Origin of the sequence: Methylobacterium hispanicum, assembly GCF_022179285.1 — a bacterium.
GTDB classification, from domain to species: Bacteria; Pseudomonadota; Alphaproteobacteria; order Rhizobiales; family Beijerinckiaceae; genus Methylobacterium; species Methylobacterium hispanicum.
In genome coordinates this window covers 91,442-113,574 of sequence record NZ_BPQO01000015.1, presented here as the reverse complement: position 1 = coordinate 113,574, position 22,133 = coordinate 91,442, and the positions used below count along the sequence as shown (strand labels likewise).

General features: G+C 74.3%; 19 protein-coding genes. 8 read left to right on the top strand and 11 right to left on the bottom strand.

All coding sequences use genetic code 11. From position 1 onward, the window contains the following. Positions 1 to 68 precede the first annotated feature (68 nt). Genes coxB through MFF56_RS17700 form a run of 7 tightly spaced genes read right to left on the bottom strand, consistent with a single transcriptional unit; the run spans position 69 to position 8,823 of the window. Positions 69 to 1,049 carry a cytochrome c oxidase subunit II gene (coxB, locus tag MFF56_RS17730; RefSeq protein WP_066919328.1) on the bottom strand — a complete coding sequence of 327 codons (981 nt, stop codon included), beginning with the start codon at positions 1,047 to 1,049 and terminating at the stop codon, positions 69 to 71. Then, entirely contained in the window at positions 1,046 to 1,531 is a 486-nt protein-coding gene (locus tag MFF56_RS17725; protein ID WP_066919330.1) for a hypothetical protein, read from the bottom strand. The genes coxB and MFF56_RS17725 overlap by 4 nt, the downstream gene beginning before the upstream one ends. Further along, positions 1,528 to 2,652, bottom strand: coding sequence for a hypothetical protein (locus MFF56_RS17720; RefSeq protein ID WP_066919332.1), 1,125 nt, complete (start codon positions 2,650 to 2,652; stop codon positions 1,528 to 1,530). The genes MFF56_RS17725 and MFF56_RS17720 overlap by 4 nt, the downstream gene beginning before the upstream one ends. Next, a complete protein-coding gene (locus tag MFF56_RS17715) occupies positions 2,649 to 3,188 on the bottom strand; it encodes a c-type cytochrome (RefSeq protein ID WP_066919334.1) in 540 nt (179 codons plus the stop codon). The genes MFF56_RS17720 and MFF56_RS17715 overlap by 4 nt, the downstream gene beginning before the upstream one ends. Next, positions 3,185 to 5,191 (bottom strand): quinol:electron acceptor oxidoreductase subunit ActD, encoded by a 2,007-nt coding sequence (locus MFF56_RS17710; RefSeq protein WP_066919335.1) that lies wholly within the window; start codon positions 5,189 to 5,191, stop codon positions 3,185 to 3,187. Before MFF56_RS17710 ends, MFF56_RS17715 begins: the two co-directional genes overlap by 4 nt. 3 nt (positions 5,192 to 5,194) lie before the next feature. Beyond that, entirely contained in the window at positions 5,195 to 8,167 is a 2,973-nt protein-coding gene (locus MFF56_RS17705) for a TAT-variant-translocated molybdopterin oxidoreductase (RefSeq protein ID WP_066919337.1), read from the bottom strand. After that, entirely contained in the window at positions 8,164 to 8,823 is a 660-nt protein-coding gene (locus MFF56_RS17700; RefSeq protein WP_066919339.1) for a cytochrome c3 family protein, read from the bottom strand. The genes MFF56_RS17705 and MFF56_RS17700 overlap by 4 nt, the downstream gene beginning before the upstream one ends. 364 nt (positions 8,824 to 9,187) lie before the next feature. Here MFF56_RS17700 and MFF56_RS17695 point away from each other — a divergent pair, with 364 nt between their 5' ends. Continuing rightward, positions 9,188 to 11,722 carry an ABC transporter ATP-binding protein gene (locus MFF56_RS17695; protein ID WP_238230507.1) on the top strand — a complete coding sequence of 845 codons (2,535 nt, stop codon included), beginning with the start codon at positions 9,188 to 9,190 and terminating at the stop codon, positions 11,720 to 11,722. 49 nt (positions 11,723 to 11,771) lie between these two features. Here MFF56_RS17695 and MFF56_RS32220 read toward each other — a convergent pair whose 3' ends face one another. Next, on the bottom strand, positions 11,772 to 13,163 hold the full coding sequence (locus MFF56_RS32220; RefSeq protein WP_308445278.1) for an OmpA family protein: 1,392 nt from the start codon (positions 13,161 to 13,163) through the stop codon (positions 11,772 to 11,774). Positions 13,164 to 13,172: 9 nt separating this feature from the next. On the opposite strand from MFF56_RS32220, the gene MFF56_RS32215 reads away from it, so the two are divergent. Then, positions 13,173 to 14,069, top strand: a complete 897-nt coding sequence (locus tag MFF56_RS32215; RefSeq protein WP_308445277.1) for a hypothetical protein — start codon at positions 13,173 to 13,175, stop codon at positions 14,067 to 14,069. Positions 14,070 to 14,171: 102 nt separating this feature from the next. Here MFF56_RS32215 and MFF56_RS17685 read toward each other — a convergent pair whose 3' ends face one another. Continuing rightward, positions 14,172 to 15,212 carry a DUF2865 domain-containing protein gene (locus tag MFF56_RS17685; RefSeq protein ID WP_066925790.1) on the bottom strand — a complete coding sequence of 347 codons (1,041 nt, stop codon included), beginning with the start codon at positions 15,210 to 15,212 and terminating at the stop codon, positions 14,172 to 14,174. 162 nt (positions 15,213 to 15,374) lie between these two features. Here MFF56_RS17685 and MFF56_RS17680 point away from each other — a divergent pair, with 162 nt between their 5' ends. Next, positions 15,375 to 15,881, top strand: a complete 507-nt coding sequence (locus MFF56_RS17680) for a CreA family protein (protein ID WP_066925788.1) — start codon at positions 15,375 to 15,377, stop codon at positions 15,879 to 15,881. Between the two features lie 6 nt (positions 15,882 to 15,887). On the opposite strand, the gene MFF56_RS17675 is transcribed toward MFF56_RS17680, so the two are convergent. Next, positions 15,888 to 16,217 (bottom strand): hypothetical protein, encoded by a 330-nt coding sequence (locus MFF56_RS17675; RefSeq protein WP_238230503.1) that lies wholly within the window; start codon positions 16,215 to 16,217, stop codon positions 15,888 to 15,890. 350 nt (positions 16,218 to 16,567) lie between these two features. On the opposite strand from MFF56_RS17675, the gene cysS reads away from it, so the two are divergent. Then, on the top strand, positions 16,568 to 17,950 hold the full coding sequence (cysS, locus tag MFF56_RS17670) for a cysteine--tRNA ligase (RefSeq protein ID WP_066928188.1): 1,383 nt from the start codon (positions 16,568 to 16,570) through the stop codon (positions 17,948 to 17,950). A 226-nt stretch (positions 17,951 to 18,176) separates the two neighbouring features. Here cysS and MFF56_RS17665 read toward each other — a convergent pair whose 3' ends face one another. Then, positions 18,177 to 18,566: a response regulator gene (locus MFF56_RS17665; protein ID WP_066928190.1), complete on the bottom strand. Its 390-nt coding sequence runs from the start codon at positions 18,564 to 18,566 to the stop codon at positions 18,177 to 18,179. A gap of 488 nt (positions 18,567 to 19,054) precedes the next feature. Here MFF56_RS17665 and MFF56_RS17660 point away from each other — a divergent pair, with 488 nt between their 5' ends. From MFF56_RS17660 to MFF56_RS17645, 4 genes are all read left to right on the top strand, one after another. Beyond that, a complete protein-coding gene (locus MFF56_RS17660; protein WP_066928192.1) occupies positions 19,055 to 19,912 on the top strand; it encodes a manganese catalase family protein in 858 nt (285 codons plus the stop codon). A gap of 144 nt (positions 19,913 to 20,056) precedes the next feature. Further along, complete coding sequence (locus tag MFF56_RS17655; protein ID WP_066928194.1) at positions 20,057 to 20,668, top strand: cysteine hydrolase family protein; 612 nt, start codon at positions 20,057 to 20,059, stop codon at positions 20,666 to 20,668. 95 nt (positions 20,669 to 20,763) lie between these two features. After that, positions 20,764 to 21,804 (top strand): SDR family oxidoreductase, encoded by a 1,041-nt coding sequence (locus tag MFF56_RS17650; RefSeq protein ID WP_066924521.1) that lies wholly within the window; start codon positions 20,764 to 20,766, stop codon positions 21,802 to 21,804. Further along, complete coding sequence (locus MFF56_RS17645) at positions 21,801 to 22,043, top strand: hypothetical protein (RefSeq protein ID WP_238230501.1); 243 nt, start codon at positions 21,801 to 21,803, stop codon at positions 22,041 to 22,043. The genes MFF56_RS17650 and MFF56_RS17645 overlap by 4 nt, the downstream gene beginning before the upstream one ends. The last annotated feature ends 90 nt before the right edge of the window (positions 22,044 to 22,133 follow it).

Below are 22,133 nucleotides of genomic sequence, written 5' to 3'. Positions count from 1 at the left end.
AGGCGTCCGGGAAAAGGGCGGTGCTTCATCTGTTGTGGCGGCGGCAAAGGGATCGGACGGAAACGGCATCATCGCGTACCTCCCTGCGCGGCGGGGTCGCCCGCGGCGGCGCGCATGTCGGATTTGAGGTAGTTGATCAGGCGGGTGAGGTCGTCGTCCGGGATCTTGCCGGCGTAGCTCGGCATGATCTGCTTGTAGCCCTCGGCCAGCCGGTTGCCGTTGGGATTCAGGATCTTTTCGCGCAGATAGGTGTCGTCGGCGATCCGGGTGGTGCCGTCCGCGAGCCTCACCTCCCGCCCGTAGAGGCCGGCGAGCCGCGGGGCGCGGATCTGCGAATCGGCGTTGTGGCAGGTGCCGCAGCCGTAGGCGTTGTAGACCGCGAGCCCCGCCGCGGGGCCGGATTGCTGCGCGCCGCCGTGGGTCAGCCATTCCTGGTAGTCGCCCGGCTCCATGAAGGTGATCCGGCCCTCCATCAGCGAGTGGTCGGTGCCGCAATATTCCGAGCAGTAGAGGTGGAAGGTGCCGGCCCGGTCAGCCTTGAACCACAGCTCGGTGGTGCGGCCGGGGATCGCCGCCACCTGCATGCGCACCGCCGGCAGGTAGAGGGCGTGGATCACGTCCTGACTGATGATGCGCAGTCGCACCGGCTGGTTGATCGGCACGTGCAGGTCGTTGATCTCGGACTGGCCGGTGGGATGCTGGAACTTCCACATCCACTGCCGGCCGATCGCCTCGATCACCATGGCGTCGGGCGGCGGGTTCTTCGAGTGCACGAAGAGGCGCGCCCCCCAGGCGAAGAAGATCAGGGTGAGCGCGAAGGGGATCAGCATCCAGCTGATCTCGACGAGGTTCGAGCGGACGCCGCTGGGCTCGCGGTCGGCTTCCTGGCCGTCGCGGTAGCGCAGGGCGAACCACGTGATCGCCAGGAAGACCGGCACGGTGAGCAGCAGCGTCAGCACCGTGAAGGCGAGGATCAGGTAGTCGGTCTCGACGGCCTTGGCCGAGACCGCGGCCGGCCAGAGTTCGAGGGCGGAGTGGTGCGGGGTCATCGGGCGGGATCCAGCGGCCGGCCCGTCACCAGCTCCATGGCGCGGTCGATCGGGATGCGGGCGCGGCCCGCCTCGGTGAGGGCGTAGCCGTCGAGCCGGCCGCGCTCGGCCGCGCGCGCGCGGGCGATGTCGGCGTAGGGGTCGGCCTGCAGGTTCGGCGGCGGGGGGGTGAGCTTGGCGGTCTGCTGCGGGGTGAGCGCGGGCCATTCGCGGCGCTGGCCCAGCGTGAAGGCGTGCATCAGCCAGAGCATCAGGCCGACCGCGACGAGGGCCGAGAGCGCGAGCCCCGCCATCACCAGGCCGGTCCGGCGGACGTCGACGTCCTCGGTCTCGTGGCCGGGCCCGGCACGAGGCGCCTCGGGCCAGTGCGCGGGTTCGGGTTCCGGCGCCGGGGGGCGCCGGGGCGCCAGGCCGGCGAGGATCGCCTGGAACAGGCCGCCGGGCCGTTCCGGGCCGCCGGGGGGCTTGGAAGCCTGGCTCATGCGGAGGCCCCCTTGCCAGCTCGGCGGGTGTCCACTCGGCGGGTGCCTGCTCCGCGGGTCCACCAGGGATGCGGCATCCGCGCGAGCGGGCGCAAAGCCCCGGCGAGGCAGAGCACGCCGAGGGCGGCGAGCAGGTCGGTTCCCGTCAGGGTGAAGCGGTCGCGCAGGGCGGGTGTGACGAGCCAGAACATCTCGGCGACGTGCACCGCGACGACGAGGCCGGCGAGCACCCGGGTGGTGGGCCGGCCGGGCCGCAGGGTGGCGAGGGCTGCGGCGAGCACGACCGCGCCGGCCGCGAGCGCGAGGCCGCGCCCGGACCAGCCGCCGCGGGCGAGATACCAGCGCACCTCGTCGGGGAGGTTCGCCGACCAGACGATCAGGAACTGCACGAAATGCAGGTAGGCCCAGAGCGCCAGCAGCACGGCGAGCGGCACCAGCCGGTCCTGGCCCGCGACCGCGCGACCGCGGCCGACCGGCGCCGGCTCCTCGGGCGCCCGCAGGATCGCCGCCGCGAAGGCGAGGCCGCTCCAGGCGGTGAGCACCAGGATGCCCTCCAGGCTGGAGCCGAGGCGCGGATCGAGCGAGCCGACGAGGTCCGTCACCGCGAGCGTGCCGACGAGGGCGTGCAGGCCGACGCCCGCGGCGGTGCGGCCGTCGCCGGGGCCCGTGGGCGCGTCGCGGAAGCGCGCGGCGAGCCAGACCCAGAGGCCCAGATAGGCGAGGACCCGCAGGGAGAAGCCGGCCCAGGTGAACCAGACCCGGCCGAGCGGCGTGTCGGGCGGCTCGGCGATCCAGGGATAGAGGATCGGGGCGGCGGCGAGCAGCGGCAGGCCCAGGATCGCGGCGGCCGGCATCAGCCCGAGCAGGCGGCGCAGGCTCAGCGCGATCTCGCCCTCGCCGTGGTCGTGCACCCGGAGGCCGAAGCGCTCCAGCGCCACCGCCACGGGCAGCGCGCCGGCCGCGAGCCCGAGCAGGACCAGCCAGGCGGCGAGGTAGGCGCCCGCCGCCTCCCGCCAGCCGCCCGCGAGGACGGCGAGCGCGAGGAGCGCCAGCCCGGCGAGGCCGAGCGGCAACGGGCGGGCGAGCCGCCGGCCGAGGGAGCGTTTCGCCGGGCGGCTCATCGGGCGGCCTCCAGGCGGGCACGGTCCTCAGGCGGCAGACCGGCCAGCTCGGCGCCCTGGCTGAGCTGGAGCGCGCGCAGGTACGCGACGATGGCCCAGCGGTCGGCGGACGGGATCATCTGCGCCATGCCGAACATCGCCCGGTGGCCCTCGCCGACAGTGCGGTAGAGCTCCGCCGCGGAGGCCTGCCGCAGCCTGTCGGCGGCGAGGTTGCCGGCGTGCGGGAAGCCGCGCTGCACCACGATGCCGCGCCCATCCCCCGAGGCGCCATGACAGGGCGTGCAGAAGATGGCGTAGCGCTCCCGGCCCCGCGCCAGCAGCGCGGCGGTGATCGTCGCGGGCTGGGGTGCCGCCGCCGCCGGGTCCTGCCGCGGCACGGTGCCGGGCACCGGATCGCGCATGGTCATGTGCTTGGCGAAGTAGGGGTTGCGGTCCCAGGTCCGGGCCTTGGGCTGGTCGGCCATGTTGGCCTGCTCGCAAGCGGCGAGCGGCGCGAGCAGGCCTACGAGGACGAGCGGGCGGAGGAACCGGCTCATCGCGGGATCCGCCGGATCTCGAGGGGGCGGCCGGCGCCCGCGGGCAGGCCGGCGAGGCGCCGCTCGATCCGCTCCACCTCGAAGCCCTCCCCTTGGGCCTGCACCGAGAGGAAGAAGCGGTCCTCGCTCGCGCGCAGGAAGCCCGGGATGTTGAAGGCCGGGTGGTTCAGGCGCGGCAGCCGGTTCAGCACCAGCAGGGCGAGGTGGATCGCCACCACCCCGCTCATCATCGCGAAGGCGAAGCTCGGCACCACGAAGGAGGGCCAGGAGAAGCGCGGCCGCCCGCCGATCAGGAAGACGTAGTGGTAGGCGCTGGCGTAGACGCACATCCCGTAGAAGCCGAGCCCGCCGAGGAGGGCTCCGCCGAGCGCGTAGGGCCGGATCGTGCGCCCCTCCAGCCCGAGCGCGCGGGTGACGCGCGGCATCGGCACCGGTCCGTGCCCGTCGAGATGGACGTCGCCACCGTTGCGGGCGGCCGTGAGGCTGGCCACCGCCTGCGCGGCGGCGGCGAGTTCGGCTTCCGTGGCAAAGCGCGCGCTGATGCCCCAGAGCGGGGTGCCGGGCTCCATCGCCTCCGGGTCCGGCTCGGGCCGGTCCGAGGCGGTCTCGCGCCCGGTCCGGGCGCCGGCCGCGAGCGCGAGGCGGCGCGTCTCGGTGATCGAGACCGCGGGCAGGTAGCGCAGGAACAGCAGCAGCAGCACGAGGAACAGGCCGACCGAGCCCGCGAAGGTCGCGATGCCCCAGACCGTCTCCCGGAAGGGCTCGTGGGCGGCGGGTAGGAAGTTCTGGCCGAGGGTGACGAGCAGCACCATCACGTGGTCGGCATAGGCCCCGACCGCCACGAGGATGCCGACGCCCGCGACGGCGAGCGGCGCGCGCCGCGCCCGCGTCGACCAGAACACCTGCGCGGGCAGGAGCAGGCAGACGAGCACCGTCCAGAAGGCGGCGGCGTGCTCGCCGGTGACGCGGCGGGCGAGCACGCCGCGCTCGTAGGGATCGCCGTGCAGCGCGGTCGAGAAGAACTCGGTGGCGTAGCAGTAGAGGCTGGCGCAGCCGAGGCCGAGCAGGAGCCGGGCGATCAGGCCGAGATGGCGCTCCGTGACGAGCCCGTCGAGGCCGTAGACCGCCCGGATCAGCACCACGATCGCGCCGGTCAGCCCGACGCCGGAAAAGACCGCGTTCACCAGGAAGGTGACGGGCAGGATGGTGTCGTGCCAGCCCGGCATCACGGAGCCGGCGAACATCACCGAGGCGCCGGTCTGCACGCAGACCACCAGCATCACGCCGAGCAGCGCGATGGTGCGGTAGCCCTGCAGCCAGAGCTGCCAGTGGGCGGCCGAGCCCCGCCAGCCGGAGGCGAGCAGGCCGTAGGTCCGCGCCCGCATCATCGCGAGGCCGCGGGTCAGGGCGCGCGCCTCGCGCTGGCGCATCGCCTCCGTGAAGGCGCGGTCGCGCAGAGCCGCGAGATCGGGGAGCAGCCCGACATACCAGAGGCTCACGCAGACCACGAGGAACGAGACGATGTCGACAGCGTCCCAGACCAGGGCCGAGCGGAACTGCGGCCAGAGCGAGAAGGTGTTCGGGTAGGGCAGGTTCCAGTAGAAGTACCAGGGCCGGCCGAGATGGATGATCGGGTAGAGCCCGGCCGCGCAGGTGCAGAGCAGGGCGACCGTCTCGGCGACCCGGTTGATGGCGCCGCGCCACTCGGCCCCGAGCAGCAGCAGCGTGGCGGAGACGAGCAGGCTGCCGCAGGCCGCCCCGATCCACCAGTCGTAGCTCGCGATGTCGAGCGCCCAGACGACGGCGTTGTTGTTGCCCCAGACGCCGACCCCTTCGAAGAGCAGCCAGAACAGGGCGACGGCGAAGACCGCGAGCAGAGCCATCGCCCCCGCGAAGGCGATCCACCAGCGGCGGTTGAGCGGGTGGCGGATCGGCACGGCGGTGACCGCGCGGCCGATGCCGGCAAGGGTCTCGCCCGGGGGGATCAGGCTCGCGCCGGCCACGCCTCAGCCCTCCTTGCCGGGCGATTGCCCGGAGGACGCGGGTGCCTTCTGCCCGTCGGCGGGCGCGAGGCCCGCGAGGTAGGTGGTGCGGGGGCGCGTGTTGAGCTCGGCGAGCAGCGCGTAGTGCCGCCCCTCCGCGCGGGCCTGGGCCACGCGGCTCTCGGGATCGGCGATGTTGCCGAACACGATCGCCCGGGTCGGGCAGGCGTTCTGGCAGGCGGTCTCGACCGCGCCGTCGGGGATCGCGGCGTGGGCGTCCTTGGCCGAATCGATCCGCGCGGCCGCGATCCGCTGGATGCAGTAGGTGCACTTCTCCATCACCCCGCGGGCGCGCACCGTCACCTCGGGGTTGTTGCGCTGCTGCAGGATGGCCGGCTGGTCCTCGGTGTAGTCGAGGTAGTTGAAGCGCCGGACCTTGTAGGGGCAGTAGCTCTGGCACGTGCGGGTGCCGACGCAGCGGTTGTAGACCTGCAGGTTCAGGCCCTCGCTGTCGTGCAGCGTCGCCTCGACCGGGCAGCCGACCTCGCAGGGCGCCTGCTCGCAGTGCATGCAGGGCACCGGCTGGAAATGGGTCGCGGGCTCGTCGAGGCTGCCCGCGTAGTAGCGGTCGATCCGGATCCAGCCCATCCAGCGGCCGCGGGCGACCTCGTCGCGCCCGACCACCGGGATGTTGTTCTCCGACTGGCAGGCGGTGACGCAGGCGTTGCAGCCCGTGCAGGCGTCGAGGTCGATCACCATGCCCCAGGCGGCCTTCGCGCCCCGATCCTCGGAGGACGGGCCGTAGAAGCTCGGCGGCTTGTCGGCCTCATCGTCGCCCACGGGCCCGGCGCCCTCCGGCTGCACGCGCACGACGTCGTGCCCCTGCATCGTGCCGAGATCCTGCGTGGTCGCGGGCATCCGGCGCGCGCCGGTCTTGGCGAGCTTGGTGCCCTGGAGCCGCCAGGGCGTGGCGGCCGGGCGCAGGCGGTTGGCGTCGTAGCCGAGGCCGCGGGAGAGGTGGTCGGGCACGTTGCGGCCGTAGCCGAGGGTGAGCGTCACGGTCTCCTCGGCCTGCCCCGGCAGGATCCAGGCCGCGCCCTCGATCCGGGCCTCGCCCGCCGCGACCGCCACGACGTCGCCGGTGGCGATGCCCTCGCGCTCGGCGAGTGCGGGAGAGATCAGGACCACGTTCTCCCAGACCACCTTGGTGAGGGGCTTGGGCAGTTCCTGGAGCCAGCTCAGATCCGCGTGCGTCCCGTCCCACACGGTCGGGTCGGGCCGGAACACCACCTCGATCCCTCCGGCCGGCGCGGGCGCCGGGGCCGGCGCCGCCCCGGTGAGCGCGACGGTCTCGGGGGGGCTCGCGCTGTCGGGCAGGAAGCCCAGGCGCAGGGCTTCCGCGAAGCGGGCCTCGAAGGCGGCCTCGTCCTCGTCCGGGCGGCGCAGATGGGCCTTGAGGAGGCCGAGCCCGTCGCGCATCTCGCCTTCCAGCAGGAAGGAGAGCAGCTCGTGGACCGTGCGGCCCTCGTGGAGCGGCGCGATGGTCGGCTGGATCAGGCCGACCGTGCCGTCGAGGGAGCGCGCGTCGCCCCAGGATTCGAGCGGGTGGGCGAGCGGCAGGTGCCAGTCCGCGTGCGCGCCGGTCTCGTCGTAGTAGAGGCCGGCATGGATCTTGAGCGGGACGCGCTCCATCCGGCGGGCGAAGTCGAGGCCGCCGGGCGCCTCGTAGACCGGGTTGGAGCCCAGCACGATCAGGGTCTCGACCGCGCCCCGCTCCATCGCCTCGGCGAGGTCCGCGAGCGTGCCGGCGCCGCCGGGCGAGAGGGGCGCGATGTGGCGCAGCGTCGAGCCGGTATTGCCGAGCGCGCCGTTGAGGCGGTGCACCAGGGCGTGCAGCTCCGGCGAGGCGGCGAGCCCCGTCGTCACGATCGAAGCGCCCCGGTTCGCGTCGAGCGCGGCGGCGGCGCGGCGGAGCCAGTTGCCCGCCCGCGCGCCCGAGGCGCCGCCGCTGCCCCCGTCAGTGAGGCTGAGGAGGTCGCGGGCCAGCGCCTCGATCCCGCCGGCCGAGAGGCTGAGGCCGTAATCGGCCTTGGCGCTGGTCAGCGTCGGCGTCGGGGCGACCGCGTGGAGCGCGGGCAGGTGCCCGGCCGCGTGGCCGGCGCGGCGCGCCTCGATCCAGGCGCGCGACAGCCCGACCTGACCGGGACCGAGATCGAGGAAGTCGCCGTCGAGCGACACGACGGCCCTGGCACCCGCGAAATCCGGCAGGGTCTCGACCGGGCGGCCATAGGCCTGGGCCGCGCCCGCGTGGAGGCTCTCGCGCGTGGCGCCGGCCGCCTCGTACCAGCCCATCTCCGGGTAAAGCTCGCGCAGGCGCGCGACCATCGCGGCGAGCGCGGGCGAGGTCGCGGGGGCGGAGAGCAGGGCGAGGCCCCGCCCGCGTCCCTCGCGCCAGCCGGCCAGCCGCGCCAGCATCTGCCCGCGGAAGGCCGCCCAGGAACTCGGCCGCCCGAGATGCTGCACCGCCTGGGAGCGGAACGGGTCGTAGAGCCCGAGCACCGAGGCCTGGGCCAGGATGTCGGTGCCGCCGCGGCTGAAGGGATGGTCCGGGTTGCCCTCGACCTTGATCGGCCGCCCGTTGCGGGTGGTGACCAGGATGCCGTTGGCGAAGCCGTCGAACAGGGCCGAGCTGGCATAGGAGAGGGACGCGCCCGGCACGATCCGCTCGGGCTGGTTGACGTAAGGAAGCTCGTAGTCCCGCCCGCTGTCGGCACCGCAGGCGGTCAGCCCGGAGAGCGCGAAGGAGGCCGCCATCAGCCGGAGGAAGCCGCGCCGGTCGGGCGCCCCCGCCAGCCGGGCGGCGGCCGGAAATTCCGACTCGACGTAGGCGCGGAAGGCCGGCGTGTCGGCGACCGCCTCGAGGCTGCGCCAGAAGGTCGGGCCGTCGGCGCCGGAGAGGCGGGCGCGGATCTGCGCGATGTCGGGGTCGCGGCTCATCGGTGGCAGATCCCGCATTCCATCAGGCGCTGGCCGCCGCGGATGTGGTTCTGCGCCACGAGCTGCGGGCCGAGCGTCGCCTGGTTCGGGGGCGGGCTCCACGTCATGTTCCAGACCTGATCGGGGGTGCGGACGTACTTCTCCGGGTTGCGGTGGCAGTCGAGGCAGAAGCCCATCTCGAAGGCGTTGGCCCGGTAGGTCATCTGCATGGCCGTGACCTCGCCGTGGCAGGTGGAGCAGCCGATGCCCTTCGTCACGTGGACCGAGTGATTGTAGTACACGTAGGACGGCAACTTGTTCAGGCGCCGCCATTGCAGCGGCTCGCCGCTGGCATAGCTGTCGCGCACGGGCTTCAGCATGTCCGAGCCCGACCAGACCTGGGAATGGCAGGTCATGCAGGTATGGGTCGGCGGGAGGCCGGCGGTCGCCTCCTTCTCCACCGTCGTGTGGCAGTAGCGGCAATCGATGCCGAGCTCGCCCGAATGGTGCTTGTGGCTGAACGGCACCGGCTGCTGGGGCGCGATCCCGACGCCCGTCACGTAGTCCGAGCGCACGATGCCGGCCGCCACGATCGGCACACCCGCCAGGCACGCGACCCCGGTGAGGAGGACGAGGCGGTAGATCGCGTCCGCGCCGGGCGTGAAGAGCTGCGCCATCAGCCCTCCTTCCGCGTCGGGAACGCGCCCACCGTCGCGCCGGTCGGCTCTCCGGTCCAGGGTCCTGGCTGCGTCAAACGATCGGTCCGTTCTTCGACTGGCCGCGTACCGGTCGGCGGGGCAGTGCCGGCCCGCGCCGCAGCAGAAGAGAGGGCACGGGGGCCGGGCCGGCAATGCGACCGCGGCGCGCTGCGGCCTGGAATGCGAAAAATTCCAGCGCGCGGGCTTTCCCGACCCCTTCGCCTACTCCCTCTGCGCCCGAGGGTGTGCTGCCGCGCTTTGCCGCGCGCGCCGGGTCCACTATGCGCGGATCGGGGGACCGGAGGTTTGATCCGGCACCGTGGGCGGGCAGCAACGAGGCGGCATGGAATCGGACCCGATCCACCTGAGCTGGCGCGCCGCCCGGCGCCAGCACGCCGCGGCCCTGGCGCTCGGACTGGGGGCCGGCGCGCCGCTCTGCGCCCTGGCCCTGCTCTGCCTGCGCGACCTCTTGGCCACGATGCTGCGCGACGAGGCGGCCGTCCTCCCCTTCCTGCGCGTCGTGGTCCCGTTGCAGGATACGCGGCCGGACCTCGTCCTGGCGCCGGGCTGGCTCCTGACGCCGCCCCAGCTCGAACTCGCCGCCTTCCTGTCCCTCGCCGGCACGGCGCTGGCGCTCGCCGGGATCGGCTGGATCGTGGCACGGCTCTGCTTCTCCGCCCAGGCGCGGGCGACGGGGCGCCTGCGCGGGGCGGTGACCGAGGCCATCCTCGAGGCGCCCGCGGGCGCCCGCGAGGAGGCGCGCGGGCTCGCCGACCTCAGCGGCCGGACGCTCGCCCAGCTCGACGGGCTGCTCGCGGTCGGCCTGGTCCTGCCGGGATTCGCGGCGGGCGCGGCCCTGCTCAGCCTCGCCCTCGCGGCGCTCGCCGCCCCGCGCCTCGTGCCCGTGGCGGGGATCGGGCTCGTCGCGCTCGGCCTCGCCCACGCTCTGATCCTCGCCCGCACCCGGCGCCGCAGCGCCCTGCGCCAGGAGGCGGGCGCGACGGCGCAGCACACGCTCGTGGACCTCGTGCGCCGCCTGCCCGCGATCCGCCGGCACGGGGCGGCCTCGCTGGAGCGGGCGCGGCTCGCCGCCAAGGTGCGGCGCGGGCGCGACCGGCTCGGCGAGGCGGAAGCGCGCCTCGCCTACGCCCGCGCCCCCGCGGTGGCGCTCGCGGTGCTGCTGCCCGCACTCGCGGTCGGCACCGCGCTCTGGCGCGGCGGCGGGCCCGGCACGCCGCCCGCGCAACCCGTCGATCCGGCCGCGCTCGCGGCCGCCGTGGGCGGCTTCGCGCTCGCCGCCGTGCTGCTCGCCGCCGCCCTCGACCTCTGGGCCCTGCGCGACGCCCTCGTGCCGGCCTTCCGCGACATCGCCCGCTCGGTCGCCTCCCTGCGCACGCGGTCCGGGATCCGGCCGGCGGCCGAGCGGCCGCCGCTGCCCGGCTCCGGCCCGCTCGTGGCCCAGGGCGTCGGCGCCTTCGACGCGGCGACCGGCGAGCGCCTCGCGGGCGTGGACGTCGCGCTCGCGATGCCCGGCCACGTGGCGATCGCGGGCGGGCGCGGCGGCGGCGCCCGCGTGCTCGCGGCAGTTCTCGCGGGCCAGGTCGAGCCGAGCGCGGGCGCCGTCACCTTCGCGGGCCAGGACCTGCGCGCCTTCGACCCGGGCGAGCGGGCGCGCCGCATCGCCTACGCCTCGGGCGAGGCGATCCTGGTCGAGGGATCGCTCCGCCAGAACCTGCTCTACGGCGCGGAGCGGGCGCCGGACGCCGCCGGCTTCGCGGAGATCCTCGGGCTCACCGGGCTCGACGCCTTCGTGTACGCCCGCGGGCTGACCGGGCGGGTGGATTCCGCCGCCGACCCGGAGCTCGCCAGCGCCGTGGTGGCGGCGCGGGCGAGCGTGCGCGCGCGGCTGCGGGCCGAGCAGGCCGAGCGCCTCGTCGAGCCCTTCGACCCGGCGCTCTACAACCATCAGGCGGATCTGGCCGAGAACATCCTGTTCGGCGAGGCCGTCGGCCCCGCCTTCGCCCCGGCGCGGCTGGCGCGCCAGCCCTACCTGCGGGCGGTGCTGGAGGCGGAGGGGCTGACCCGCCCGCTCACCGAGATCGGGCTCGCGGTCGCCCGCAACTCGGTCGAGATCTTCGCCGACCTGCCGGCCGACCACCCGCTCTTCGACGCCTTCTCGCTCTTCCCGGCGGCCGAGCGCGGCTTCTTCGAGGATCTGGTCGCCCGCCAGACCGACGCCATCCTGCGCCGCGGCCCCGCGGGGCACCGCGACCGCGAGGCGCTGATCGGCCTGGCGCTGCGCTACAACGAGACCCGCCACCGCTTCGGCCTGATCGACGCGGCGCTGGAAGCGCGCATCGTGGGCGCGCGCCACGCCTTCGCGCGGATGCTGCCCGCCCCCTTGCGCGGCGCGGTGGAGTTCCACGACCCCGCCCGGGTCAACCCGGCCGCGAGCCTGGAGGAGAACCTGCTGTTCGGCCGGATCAGCTACGGCGAGGCCGGCGCCGAGCGGCGGGTGCGCGCGCTCGTGCGCCGCGTCCTGGCGGAGGAGGGCCTGGAGGACGCGGTCTACCGGCTCGGCCTGGACAGCCGGATCGACCCCGCCGCGACGGGCGCCCTGGCCGAGGGTGCGCCGGGCCCGCGCGAGCGCGTCGCCATCGATCTCGCCCGCTGCCTCGTCCGGGAGCCGGACATCCTCGTGGTGGCGATCCTGCTGGAGGAGCGCGCACCCGCCAACTTCGAGGAGCGCCTCGCCCACCTGCGGGCGGCGCGCGCCGGCCGCGGCCTCATCGTCTGCCTGCCCGAGGCCGCCGACCCGGCGGCGCTACCGCCCTTCGACGCGGTGGTCCGGGTGGCGGGGAACACGGTGGCGGCGTAGGGCGCGCGTCTCCCCTCCCCCCTCTGCGGGGGGAGGGAGAGCGCGGGTTCTACCGCGGCGGCTGGCCGCCCTGCCCCTGCCCTTGCCCCTGAGCCTGCCCCTGCTGGATCAGCGGCGTGATCCGCCGCACGGTCACCCGGCGGTTCTCGCGGGAGGCGTTCTGGGTGTTCACCTTGAGGTACTGCTCGCCGTAGCCCTGGGTCGTCAGGTTCTCGGGCGGCACCTGGAACTGCTGGGTCAGCACGGTGGCGACCGACTGCGCCCGGCGGTCCGAGAGCGAGAGGTTGTCCACGTCCGAGCCCACCGCGTCGGTGTAGCCCTCGATCAGGAACACCTCCTGGGGGTTGGCCCGGATCGCTTGGTTGATCGCCGCCGCGATGGTCGAGAGCCGCGCCGCCTGGTCCGGGGTCACCGTGAAGGAGCCGGTGTCGAAGGTGATGGTGTCGATGTCGACGCTGCGCATCCGGGCGCGCAGCTGCGGGCTGTAGCGCACCTGATCGAGCGTGTAGCGCCGCTCCACCGGCACCACCGGCGGGGCCGAGAGCGCCTCGTAGACGGTGCGCTCGTCGGCGCCGTCGTAATCCACCACGTAGCGGTCGCGCGGGATGCGGATGTCGGGCGGCGGCAGATCGACCACGTCCTCGTAGATCGGGCGGCGCGGCCCGAAGCCGTTGTCGATGATCACCACCTCGCGCCCGTCGCGGAAGCGGCGGGTGCGGCGCAGCAGCCGGCCGTCGTCGTCCACGATCGTGACGATCTGCTCGCCGCCCGGCCGGTCGAGGAAGGTGTAGGTCTCCTGGCCCCGCCGCTCGCTGCGGAAGCCGCGGCGGTCGAGATCGCGGAAACGCTCGTTCTCGTCGTGGCGGATGAAGTAGCCGTCGCGGTCGCGCACGATGATCCGGCCGGGCTCGCGGATGTAGGTGCGCCCGTCCTCGTTGAACTCGCGCCGGTCCCGGCGGACGCGCTCGTAGTCGCGCACGTCCTCGTCGTCCTCCCGGAACCCGCCCGGGATGTAGCCGGGGCGGCCCGGCACGTTGAAGCCCCGCCGGTCGCCGTCGCGGCGGTCATCGTAGCCGCGACGGTCGTCGGCGCGGCCGGGCGGCAGGTCGCCGCGCCCGTCCCGGTCGGCCCCGGGGGGCTGGACCGGACGGCCCGGGATGCCGGGCGCCTGGTTCGGCGGGGTCGGCGCGCCGGGCTGCACGGCACCGGGTGCGGGCATCTGGGCGGGCGGCGCGGCGGGCTGCGGCGCGGCGGGCTGCGGCGTGGCGGGCTGCTGCGCACCGGGTGCGGGCGTCTGCGCGGGCGGCGCGGCGGGCTGCTGCGCCCCGGGCTGGGGCGCGCCGGGGGACTGGACCGGGCGGCCGGGGACGCCCGGGGCCTGGTTCGGGGGGGTCGGCGCGCCGGGCGCGGCATCCGGGCGCTGGACCGGACGGCCCGGCACGCCGGGGGCTTGGTTGGGAGCCGGGGGTGCCGCCGGCTGCGGAGCGCCGGGCGCCGCGCGCGGGGCGCCGTCCGGACGGTCCTGCCGCTCCTGGCGATCCTGCCGCTCTTGGCGCTCTTGGCGCTCTTGGCGCTCTTGGCGATCCGGCCGATCTTTGCGGTCCTGACGATCCTGACGGTCCGGCTGCCCGGGCGAGCCGGGCTCGGGCCGCGGCGCCGGCCGCTGCGGCGTGTCGGCATCGGGTGCCCGACGCTCCGGTGCCGCGGGACGATCCGGCGCGGTCTGCCGCTCGGGCGCGGTCTGTCGCTCGGGCGCGGTCTGTCGCTCGGGCGCCCGCTCGCGGGCCGGCGGCGCCGCGCGCTCGGCCGGCTCGCGGTCCGGCCGCTGCGGGCGCTCGGGCTGGCGCTGGGCAGGTGCGCGCTCTTCGCGGGGCTCCGGGCGGGGTTCCGGGCGGGGCTCGGGCCGCTCGCGGGCGGCCGGCGGTTGCGGCCGCTCGGGGGGTGCGGCGCGCTCGGGGCGCGGCTCGGGGCGCTCGCGCTGGGCCGGGGGCGTGGCCCGCTCGGCGGGTGCCCGCTCGGCGGGTGCCCGCTCGGGACGCTCCGGACGTTCCGGGCGCTCAGGACGATCGGGGCGCTCCGGTCGGGGCGCTCCGCCCCGCGGACCGTCACCGCCGCCCCGCGGCCCCTCACCGCCACCCCTCGGGCCCTCTCCTCCGCCACGCGGGGCCCGCTCCATGTCCGGGCCGCCCTGGGCCAGGAGCAGGCGTGCGCCCGGGTCGTCCGGGCGGGCGGAGACGGGCGCGGCGAGGAGGCCGGGCATCACGGTCCCGGCGAGGAGGAGCAGGCGGAGCTTCCGCATCGATCGGCCTTCGCGGCGCGCGGACACCGGAGCGGTGGCGGCGCGTGAGAGGTTCGACCCGCGCCCGGCCGCGATCCGCTGGACCGCCGGGCAGGACGGGGCATTCGGCCGGTTCGAACTTTCGCAGGATGGGTTTGGTTCCCGGCGCCCTCAGCGCGCCGGGGCGACGCCCGGCGCCGGAGCGGCGGAGAGCGCGACCGGCAGCGCCGAGGCCGGCACCGCGATCCGGTCCGGCGCGATGATGCGCACGGTCGTCCGCTCGGCGACCGGCGGGGTCGCGCCGGCCTCGCCCGGCACGGCGCCGCTGCGCCCGGCGGCGTCGGCGGCGAGCTCGGCCGCGGTCTTGTCGGCCCGGCCGACCAGGGTCAGGCGGATCTTCGGGCGCGACAGGGCCTCGGCCTGCATCGGGGTGACGAAGATGTCGCCCTTGTGCCGCACCAGCATGCTCTCGGCCTTCACGAGCGACTGCGCCCAGGTCTTGTCGGCGGGCTTGCAGGAGCAGTTCGGCACGAAGGTCTTCTGGAACTTGAAGGCGTTGGCGAGCGACGCGTAGGCCCGGCTGCCCCGCACGGTCGCGGCGTGCTTCAGGGCGTCGTCGCCGTTCGGCATCGAGTAGGCCACGGCCTCGGTGCCGGGGCAGAGCGCCTGGCACATGTCGTCGGCGCTGGCGCGGCCCTCCGGCAGGTTCTTCATCGGGAAGTAGCCGCCGTCGCAGGTGCGCACGCAGATCACCTGGGCGCCGCCGCGGGCGTGGAGCTCGCCGCCCTCCGCCCGCGCCACCGTCGGGCAGGTCTGCGCCACCAGCGCCTGGAGTTGGCGGCGGCGGCCGGAATTGTCGTCGGTCGCCGCGCCCCCGTAGGTCGCGTTGAGCGCACGGATGCGCTGCTCGACCGCGCCGCACTGGGGCGGCCGGGTATCGAAGAACAGGAAGCGCCCGCCCTCGCAGTTCAGGCTGCGGTGATAGGCCTCCAGCCGGCCGATCTCGCCCTGGAGGGCGCGCATCACGCTCGCCCCGTCCGCCGGCAGGGCGGACAATTCGGCCCGGTAGCGCAGGCAGGCGGCGCTGGGCGCGGCCGGCGGGACCGGGGTGGCGGCCGGCTCCTGCGCCGCGGCGAGGCCGGGCACGAGGCAGGCCGCGGCCGCGGCGAGCGCGCGGACGGTCCGGCGGATCGAGGAACGCGACGGCAGCATGGGCGACCGGGGGCCTTGGGAACCGGGAGACATCGAGACGCGAGCGAACGCCCGGCGCGGCCTTGAGACTCGCGCCGGGGACAACATTTTTAAACGCCCTCGCGCCGCGGCGACACCCCCACTACATGCCCGGCACCGCTTCGACAGGGGAATGCGTGGACGATGTTGTTTCGGGGTCTCACAGCCGCCGCCCTCGCGCTGGCGGCGCTCGCCGCGCCGGCCTCCGCCCAGGAGCCGGACCGGATCTTCGACAAGTCGACGGTCTGGCGCCCGCTCACGCCCAACGACAAGCTGGTGGTCTACGGCGTCGATGACCCGGCGGTGTCGGGCGTGGCCTGCTGGTACACCCAGCCCGAGAAGGGCGGCATCAAGGGCACGCTGGGGCTGGCCGAGGACGTCTCGGACATCTCGCTCGCCTGCCGGCAGGTCGGCCCTGTCCAGTTCAAGGACAAGTTCAAGCAGGGCGAGGTGGTGTTCAGCGAGCGCCGCTCGCTGATCTTCAAGTCGATGCAGATCGTGCGCGGCTGCGACGCGAAGCGCAACACGCTGATCTACATGGTCTATTCCGACAAGGTCATCCAGGGCTCGCCGAAGAACTCGACCTCGGCGGTGCCGCTGATGCCCTGGGGCACGGAAGCCTCGCAGAAGTGCGGGGACTTCCTGCGGTAGCGCCGCTCAGTCCCGGCAGGTGATGCGCAGCGGGCGCTCGGAGGGCTTCGAGACCGGCAGGTCGACCGAGCCGGTATACTCCTCCGGCGCCGCGATGCCGAAGGAGCCGGCGGCGGCGAACCCTTGGGCCTCGCACCAGGAATCGGCCACCGTCTGGCCGCAGGCGCTGCCGGGGGTCGTCAGGCAGTCGGCGACGCCGTAGCCCTCGCTCGACGGGATCAGGAAGGTCTTCTCGACGGAGCGGGCCGGGGTCTCGCTGCCCGCCTGCGCGCCGAGCGCGAGCGTCGTGGCGAGGACGGTGGCGAGGAGGGCGCTGACGGCGGTCGAGGCGCGCATGAACGAATCCTTGGAGGCTCGGCGGGGCAAGCAGGAAGACCTGCGGCGAGGGTCCATCGGTGCGGTAAACAAAACCTTTCCGGTTCCGTCCGCGGGCCGGGCGCGGGCTTGCGCGTCCGGCGTTGTCGATTGCATCACGGTTTTGGGTTAGCCCGATCCGGCCGGCCGCACCGTCGCCGATCCGCAACAGGCCTGCGCGCCCGCGCCGCGGTGCAGCGAAGCTTGGCCGGAGGTCGCGCGGGGCCGCGCCGGCCGGCAGGTCCTTGAGGGGCCAAGCGAGTTTCCGGCCGGTCGCGGCACGCGACCGGGGCCGGCGCGGGGCTCGGACGGGGCGGGAGAGGATGGGTTTCATGGCGCCGATGTTGCGGCTCTACAACACGCTGACCGGCACCAAGGACGTGTTCGCGCCGATCGAACCCGGCAACGTGCGCATGTACGCCTGCGGCCCGACGGTCTACGACGCGGCCCATATCGGCAACGCGCGCCCGATCGTCGTCTTCGACCTGCTCTTCCGGCTGCTGCGCCACCTCTACGGGCCGGGCCACGTCACCTACGCCCGCAACGTCACGGACGTGGACGACAAGATCAACGCGCGCGCGGCCGAGCGCGGCATCACCATCCGCGAACTCACCGACGGCACCCTGGCGCAGTTCCACCGGGACATCCGCGACCTCGGCGTGCTGATGCCCGAGGACGTGAACCGGCCGGGCGAGCCGCCCCGCTTCGTCGAGCCGCGGGCCACCGATCACATCCGCGAGATGTGCGCGATGATCGAGGGCTTGGTGAAGGCCGGCCACGCCTACGTGGCGGCGGACCACGTCCTGTTCGACGTGCCCTCGATGCCCGATTACGGGAGGTTGTCGAAGCGGCCGCTCGACGAGATGGAGGCCGGCGCCCGGGTCGAGGTCGCGCCCTACAAGCGCTCGCCCCTCGACTTCGTGCTCTGGAAGCCCTCGAAGCCGGGCGAGCCCTCCTGGGACTCGCCGGCCGGCATCGCGGTACCGGGCCGGCCCGGCTGGCACATCGAGTGCTCGGCGATGTCGGCCAAGCACCTGGGGGAGACCTTCGACATCCACGCGGGCGGCATCGACCTGATCTTCCCCCACCACGAGAACGAGGTGGCGCAGTCCCGCTGCTGCTTCGGCACGCCCGTGATGGCCAACTGGTGGCTGCACAACGGCTTCCTGCAGGTCGAGGGCGAGAAGATGTCGAAGTCACTCGGCAACTTCATCACCATCCGGGACGTGCTCGAGGACTGGCCCGGCGAGGTCGTGCGCCTCAACATGCTCAAGACGCACTACCGCCAGCCGATCGACTGGACGGCGCGCGGGCTCGAGGAATCGAGCCGGATGCTGGAGCGCTGGTACGCCGCGGTCGGCGATGCGGCGCCCGCCGCGGAAGCGCCGCCGAGCGTGCTGGAGCCGTTGCTCGACGACCTCAACACCGCGGCGGCGCTCGCCGAGATCCACCGGCTCGACGACCCGGCCCGGCTGAAGGCGGGGGCGAACCTGCTCGGCCTGCTCGGCCAGACGGCGAGCGCGCGCGCCGAGGCCAGCGTGCAGGCTGCCGGGATCGACGTCGCGCGGGTCGAGGGGCTGATCGCCGAGCGCAAGGCCGCCCGCGCCGCCAAGGACTGGGCCGCCTCCGACCGCGCCCGCGACGCGCTCACCGCCCTGGGCGTGGCCGTGAAGGACAACAAGGACGGCACGACGACCTGGAGCGTGGCGCGCTGAGGCCGGCTCATCGCGCAGCGCCTCCGCGCGGCGCCTCACGGAAGGGCCCGACCACCCCGGCGCCGGCAGATCGCCGCGAGATCCGCCGGCACGGCGCCGCGACGGCACGTCGATGCTCCCGGGCCCATGCGCGCTCCCGGGTCGTCCACCCGATCCCGAAGGACCGAGACCGCGACGATCGGATGATCGGCCGGCGGAGCAGGACGGGCGGCCCGCCCCGAGCCCCTCAGGCCGCGGTGGGCGCGCCGGCCTGCCCCAGGATCAGGCGGGCGATCATCTCCGGCTCGACCGGCTTCTCGCAGTGGGGCGCGTCGGCGAAGCGCTCGGGGATCGTGGCCGCGCCGTAGCCGGTGGCGAAGATGATCGGGATGGCGCGGGCCCGCAGGGCGTCCGCCACCGGGAACGCCATCTCGCCGTGCAGGTTGATGTCGAGCACCGCGGCGTCGATGCGCGGCGCGCGCTCGACCAGCGCGAGGGCGTCCTCGACGCTGCCGACCGGCCCGAGCACCGTGGCGCCGCTCCGCTCGAAGCTCTGCCGCAGCTCGTCCATGATGAAGTAGTCGTCCTCGACCACCAGCACGTGCCGGCCGGTCAGGGATCGTGCCGCGTCCGCCATCGCCGCCTCCTTCGCGCCGCCGGAACGCCGTCCCGGCCGCGCTCCGCGCAACACCCCATGGACCCCATCACCCTCGTCGGCAAAGGCAACGCGCCGGAGCGGCCGTGGGTTCGTCCCTCGCAAGGCCGGCAGCGCCCCCGCCGCACCGGCCCGAACCGGCCGCGCGCGCACATGCACGCAGTAGACCGGAGGCAATTCCCAGTACATTCACAACATAGATCAGTCATTCCGATAGAAATCGGCCTTCCGGCGCCGGAACTTAGCCGTCCGAGGCGCGGTTCAGCCCAACGTATCTTCGACGTGCACCGAGCGGACGTACCGCGGGACGTACAACCTCCCGCGGCCGGCCCACGGTGACGTGCGGGGACAGGCTCCGACCATCCAAGATCCGGCCCCGACAGCGTCTTCAGGCGCGTCCGAGGGGAAGCCGGTGCGGGACGAGCCCCGAATCGCCTGCCTGCGTGCACCCGAGAGCTGAGGACCAGCCCATGTATTACCACGACAAGCGCCTGCAATATCCGGTCCGCGTCGAGAGCCCGGATCCCGTCTTCGCCCGCATGCTTCAGCAGGCGATCGGCGGCGTCGAGGGCGAGATCCGCGTCTGCATGCAGTACTTCTTCCAGGCCTGGGGCGCGCGCGGGCCGACCACGAAGTATCGCGACATGCTCCTCCATACGGCCACCGAGGAGATCGGCCATATCGAGATGCTGGCGACCGCGGTCGCGATGAACCTCGAGACCGCCCCGACCAAGGTCCAGGAGGCGGGCGCGGCCGACAAGGTGGTGGGCGCCGTGATGGGGGGCGAGAACCCGCGCCACATGGTCGAGGGCATGCTGCACCGGCACATCCTCTCCACCGGCATGGCGGCCTTCCCGGCCAACTGTGAGGGCGTGCCCTTCGACATGAGCCACATCTACGCCAGCGGCAACCTCGCGGCGGACATGTACTGCAACGTCGCCGCCGAGGCGACCGGCCGGACCCTGGCGGTCCGCCTCTCTAACGCCACCAACGACCCCGGCATGAAGGACATGCTGCACTTCATGATCGCCCGCGACACGATGCATCAGGAGCAGTGGCTCGCGGTGATCGAGGAACTCGGCGGCCCCGCGGGCGCGCTGCCGATCCCGAACTCCTTCCCGCAGAGCGAGGAGCACCAGAAGTTCAACTACAACTTCTTCGCCACGGCCCGCGACGGCACGCCCCCGCCCGCCGGGCGCTGGACCAGCGGGCCCTCCCTCGACGGCAAGGGCGAGTTCAGCGTGGTGCAGAACGAGCCGATGGGCGAGGAGCCGGTGCTCGGCCCGGCCCGGCCCGACAGCGGCGCCCAGAACGAGCAGATCGGCTGAGGCCCGCGACCGGGCGCCCCTCGGTGCCGGGCCCATCCGGAGCGGCTCTCCGGACCTGCCCTTCAGAAGACCGACGCCCCGCGCGAGGCCGGCCCCGGGACCGGGGCCGGCCCGTCGGGCGTCCCGCGGGAGGAGACGAACGGGATGAAGCGGGGAGTGGGGCTGCGTTTCGGCGACCTGGGCGAGCGGACGGCGCATGTCTGCGTGGACGTCCAGCGTCTGTTCCACGAGAAGACCGACTGGCACACGCCCTGGCTCGGCCGCATCCTGCCGCAGGTGGAGCGCATCACCGCGGCGCATCCGGGGCGCACGGCCTTCACGCGCTTCGTTCCGGCGGCGCGCGCGGAGGTCTGCTCGGGCACGTGGCGGCGCTACTACGAGCGCTGGCCGAACATGACCCTCGACCGGCTGGCGCCCGGGATGATCGACCTGCTGCCGAGCCTCGCCGCGCTGGCGCCGCCCGCCCGGGTCTTCGACAAGGCGACCTACTCCCCCTGGCTCGAGCCGGACCTCCAGGCGCACCTGCGCGACCTCGGAACCGACACGGTGGTGATCACGGGCGGGGAGACCGACGTCTGCGTGCTCGCCACCGTGCTCGGGGCGGTCGATCGCGGCTACCGGGTGGTGATCGCGGCCGACGGGGTGTGCAGCTCGGCCGACGAGACCCACGACGCGATGGTGACCCTCTACTGCAGCCGCTTCGGCGAGCAGATCGAGATCGCGCCGACCGACGCGATCCTGCGTGCCTGGCCCTGACGAGGCGACCGACGCCCGCGGGTGAACGGATCCACCGGGCGCCGGTTGGACGATCGTCCCCCGCCCCACGCAACCCGCCCGAGAGGATCCCTCCCATGTGGAAGTCCCGCCATCCGCTCGACCGTCAGGTCGTGGTCATCACCGGCGCGTCGAGCGGCATCGGCCTCGAGACCGCCCGCCGGGCGGCGCGCAAGGGCGCCAAGGTGGTGCTCGCCGCCCGCAACGGCGAGGCGCTGGCGCGGATCCGCCGGGAGATCGAGGCGGCGGGGGGCGAGGCCCTCGACGTGGTGGCCGATGTCGGCGACCGCGCCCAGGTCCAGCGCATCGCCGACCAGGCGGTGGGGCGATTCGGACGCATCGACAGCTGGGTGAACGATGCCGGCCTGTCGATCTTCGGGCGCCTGGAGGAGGTGAGCGAGGCCGACAACCTGCGCCTGTTCCAGACGAACTTCTGGGGCGTGGTGCACGGCTCGCTGGTCGCCGCGCCCCACCTCAAGCGCAGCGGCGGCGTGCTGATCAATCTCGGCAGCGTGGCGTCCGACATCGCCTTCCCGCTCCAGGGCATGTACTGCGCCAGCAAGCACGCCATCAAAGGCTTCACCGATGCCTTCCGGATCGAGCTGGAGGAGGAGGGCGCGGGCGTCGCCGTGACGCTGATCAAGCCGGCGGCGATCGACACGCCCTTCGCGAAGAACGCCAAGAACTACACGCCCCACGCGCCGAAGCTGCCGCCGCCGGTCTACCGCACCGAGGAGGTGGCGCACGCCATCCTGCACGCGATGGTGCATCCGCGCCGCGACATCTACGTGGGCGGGGGCGGCCGGCTGATGAGCCTCGCCAAGGAGCTGGCACCCCGCGCCTTCGACCTTGCCGGGCGCACGATGTCGGCCCAGCAGCAGACCGATGAGCCCGCCCGCGACCGGGCCGGCGCCCTCTACGAGCCGAGCCGGTCGGGCGGCGAGGTCGCGGGCGGCCATCCGGGCCACGTGATGCGCACGAGCCTCTACACCCGCGCCAGCCTCCACCCGCTGACCACGGCCGCGTTGGTGGCCGGGATCGGCCTCGCGGCGGCGGGGCTGATGGGCGCCCGCCAGGAGGGGCATTGGGCCAGCCATCGAGCGGGGTCAGGCCGATGACCCGCGCGGAGACGCTGCGGGTCTTCGAGGAGCTGCTCGCCGCCGAGCGGCCGGTCAACGCGGGCGAGGCGGACGCCGCGATCTGGGCGCGCCTCGACGCGGTCGAGGGCCTCGCGGCGCAGCGCGCGGCGCTGGCCGAGCTGGAGCGCGGCGCGGCCGGGCTCGACGCCGGCTCGGCCTTCATGCCGATCCTGCTCGACACCCTGGCGCGGCACCGGGCGCGCCTTGCCGAGCCGTAGGACCGAGGTATCTGGGGCCGGCTGCACGGTTCCCGCATCGGCACCGGTCCCCTCGACCATGCGAGAAGCCAGTGCAGCTCGCCTCAGATC

Bases quoted from the DNA above. Each gene is read 5' to 3' on its own strand.
- coxB (WP_066919328.1), bottom strand. From the start codon at position 1,049: ATGACCCCGCACCACTCCGCCCTCGAACTCTGGCCGGCCGCGGTCTCG.
- MFF56_RS17725 (WP_066919330.1), bottom strand. From the start codon at position 1,531: ATGAGCCAGGCTTCCAAGCCCCCCGGCGGCCCGGAACGGCCCGGCGGC.
- MFF56_RS17720 (WP_066919332.1), bottom strand. From the start codon at position 2,652: ATGAGCCGCCCGGCGAAACGCTCCCTCGGCCGGCGGCTCGCCCGCCCG.
- MFF56_RS17715 (WP_066919334.1), bottom strand. From the start codon at position 3,188: ATGAGCCGGTTCCTCCGCCCGCTCGTCCTCGTAGGCCTGCTCGCGCCG.
- MFF56_RS17705 (WP_066919337.1), bottom strand. From the start codon at position 8,167: ATGAGCCGCGACCCCGACATCGCGCAGATCCGCGCCCGCCTCTCCGGC.
- MFF56_RS17700 (WP_066919339.1), bottom strand. From the start codon at position 8,823: ATGGCGCAGCTCTTCACGCCCGGCGCGGACGCGATCTACCGCCTCGTC.
- MFF56_RS17695 (WP_238230507.1), top strand. From the start codon at position 9,188: ATGGAATCGGACCCGATCCACCTGAGCTGGCGCGCCGCCCGGCGCCAG.
- MFF56_RS17685 (WP_066925790.1), bottom strand. From the start codon at position 15,212: ATGCTGCCGTCGCGTTCCTCGATCCGCCGGACCGTCCGCGCGCTCGCC.
- MFF56_RS17680 (WP_066925788.1), top strand. From the start codon at position 15,375: ATGTTGTTTCGGGGTCTCACAGCCGCCGCCCTCGCGCTGGCGGCGCTC.
- MFF56_RS17675 (WP_238230503.1), bottom strand. From the start codon at position 16,217: ATGCGCGCCTCGACCGCCGTCAGCGCCCTCCTCGCCACCGTCCTCGCC.
- cysS (WP_066928188.1), top strand. From the start codon at position 16,568: ATGGCGCCGATGTTGCGGCTCTACAACACGCTGACCGGCACCAAGGAC.
- MFF56_RS17665 (WP_066928190.1), bottom strand. From the start codon at position 18,566: ATGGCGGACGCGGCACGATCCCTGACCGGCCGGCACGTGCTGGTGGTC.
- MFF56_RS17660 (WP_066928192.1), top strand. From the start codon at position 19,055: ATGTATTACCACGACAAGCGCCTGCAATATCCGGTCCGCGTCGAGAGC.
- MFF56_RS17655 (WP_066928194.1), top strand. From the start codon at position 20,057: ATGAAGCGGGGAGTGGGGCTGCGTTTCGGCGACCTGGGCGAGCGGACG.
- MFF56_RS17650 (WP_066924521.1), top strand. From the start codon at position 20,764: ATGTGGAAGTCCCGCCATCCGCTCGACCGTCAGGTCGTGGTCATCACC.
- MFF56_RS17645 (WP_238230501.1), top strand. From the start codon at position 21,801: ATGACCCGCGCGGAGACGCTGCGGGTCTTCGAGGAGCTGCTCGCCGCC.